The sequence below is a fragment of the Streptomyces sp. NPDC006458 genome, from assembly GCF_040612135.1.
Lineage (GTDB): Bacteria > Actinomycetota > Actinomycetes > Streptomycetales > Streptomycetaceae > Streptomyces.
The window spans coordinates 1-2451 of the sequence record NZ_JBEXPR010000089.1; the positions used below are offsets into that span (position 1 = coordinate 1).

Genomic DNA, 2451 nt, shown 5'->3' on the forward strand with positions numbered 1-2451 from the left:
ACCCACACCGCCGGCATCCCCATCGACTGGCACACCTACTACGCCGACACCGGCGCCCGCCACATCGACCTCCCCACCTACGCCTTCCAGCACGAGCACTACTGGCTCTCGCCGGACAGCGAGGCCGGAGACCTCACTGCGGCCGGTCTGGGGCAGCTCGGGCACCCGCTGCTCGCCGCCGCCGTCAAGGTCGGCGACCGCGACGAATGGCTGTTCACCGGCCGCATCTCGCGGGAGTCGGCTCCGTGGGTACAGGACCACGGCGTCCTGGGCATGGTCATCGTGCCCGGCACCGCCTTCGTCGAGCTCGCCGTGGCCGCGGGCACGCATGCCGACAGCCCCGTACTCGAGGAACTGGTGATGGAGGCGCCGCTGATCCTGGACGAGAGCGCCGTGCACCTCCAGGTCACCCTCGGCACGCCGGACGCGGAGGGCCGCCGTGAGGTTGCCCTCTACACCCGCCCCGAGTCGGGCGAGGACGAGGAGCAGGAGGCCGTGTGCCACGGCCGTGGCACTCTCGTTCCGGCTGACGCGCAGGCGGAGCCCGCCTGGCAGCCCACCGAGTGGCCGCCCGCCGAGACGGAGCCCGTCTCCGTGGACGATCTGTACGGCCGTCTAACGGAGCTCGGGTTCGACTACGGCCCGGCCTTCCAGGGCGTGCGAGCCGCCTGGCGCGGCGATGACGCCGTCTTCGCCGAGGTGGCACTGCCCGACGCGACCTCCGCGGACGGCTTCGCCCTGCACCCCGCCCTCTTCGACGCCTCCCTGCACGGCGGGCTGTCCTGGCTCGACCGGGGTCCGGGCTCCACGGCCCGGCTGCCCTTCTCCTGGTCGGGTGTGAGCTTGACCGGGACGGCCGGGCAGCAGGTCCGGGTCCGGATCGCCTCTGGCGGCGACTCCGCCCTGAGCGTGGACGTCCTCGGTGTGGGCCGGGTGGAGACGCTGGCCTTCCGTGAGGTCGACCCCGCGAACCTGGACAACCTGCGCCGCTCGGGAGCGGCCCCGCTGTACCGCGTCGACTGGACGGCCGTACCGGCCCCGCAGTCCGGCTCGGGCGCCCGGGTCGTGGTCCTCGGCGGGGAGTACGGGGATCTGGTGGCGCTCGGCGCCGCGGTGGCTGCCGGGCAGCGGGTACCGGAGTTGGTGGTCTCGGTGGTGGACTCCGCCGACGCCACGGTCCGGGAGGTCACCGAGCGGACCCTCGCCCTGCTCCAGGAGTGGCTGGCGACCGACGCACTCGCCGGAGCCCGCCTTGTCGTCGCCACCCGGAAGGCCGTCGCCGTGACCGCCGCCGAGGTCCCGGAGCTGGCGCAGGCACCGGTGTGGGGCCTGGTGCGCAGCGCCCAGTCGGAACACCCCGACCGGTTCCTGCTCGTGGACGTCGAGAACGCCGTGGACGCGGCGGCCGTGGACTGGTCCGCGCTCGCGGGCCTGGACGAGCCTCAGCTCGCCGTCCGTGGCGAGGAGGTCCGCGTACCGCGTCTCGGCCGGGCGCAGGCCCCGGCCGCCGGTGCGGTGACCCGGTCCCTGGACCCGCAGGGCACGGTCCTGATCACCGGTGGTACGGGTGGTCTCGGCGCACTGTTCGCGAAGCACTACGTGGAGGCGTACGGAGCCAGACACCTCCTGCTGGTGAGCCGCCGCGGCACCACCGCCGAAGGTGTCACCGAACTCGTCGCGGAACTCACCGGGCTCGGCGCCCAGGTCGACGTCGCCGCCTGCGACGTCAGCGACCGGGACGCACTGGCACGGATCATCGGCTCCCTGGAGCGTCCGCTCACCGCCGTCGTCCACGCCGCCGGACTCCTCGACGACGCCACCATCGAAACCCTCACCCCCGCCCACGTCGAACGAGTCCTCGCACCCAAGGTCGACGCCGCCCTCCACCTCGACGAACTCACCGCCGACCTCGACCTGTCCTCCTTCGTCCTCTTCTCCTCCGTCGCCGCCCTCATCGGCAGCCCCGGCCAGGGCAACTACGCCGCCGCCAACGCCACCCTCGACGCCCTGGCGATCCGCCGCCGGGCCGAGGGCCTGCCCGCCACCTCCCTCGCCTGGGGCCTGTGGGGCGAAGCCGGCGGCATGGGCGCCGGCCTGGACACGGCGGAGCTCGCCCGCCTCGAGCGCATGGGTGTGGGCGCGCTCTCCGCCGAGCAGGGCCTGGCTCTGTACGACGGGGCGCACCAGCTCGACTCCGCTGCACTGGTTCCCGTACGTCTGAACACGGCGGCGCTGCGGGCGCAGGCCCGTGCCGGGATGCTGCCCGCACTCCTGCGCGGACTCGTCCGCACCCCCGCCCGCCCCACCGACCACACCACACCCGGCACCGGATCACTCGCCCGCCAACTCGCCACCACCACCGAACAAGACCGCGAACGCATCACCATCGAACTCGTCCAAACCCACGTCGCAGCCGTCCTCGGACACACCACACCCGAAACCGTCGACCCC

General features: G+C 73.4%; 1 protein-coding gene. It reads left to right on the forward strand.

Annotation, left to right across the window (positions count from 1 at the left end):
* A partial coding sequence (locus ABZZ79_RS39665) for a type I polyketide synthase (protein WP_356697548.1) occupies positions 1–2451 on the forward strand: 2451 nt, incomplete at both ends.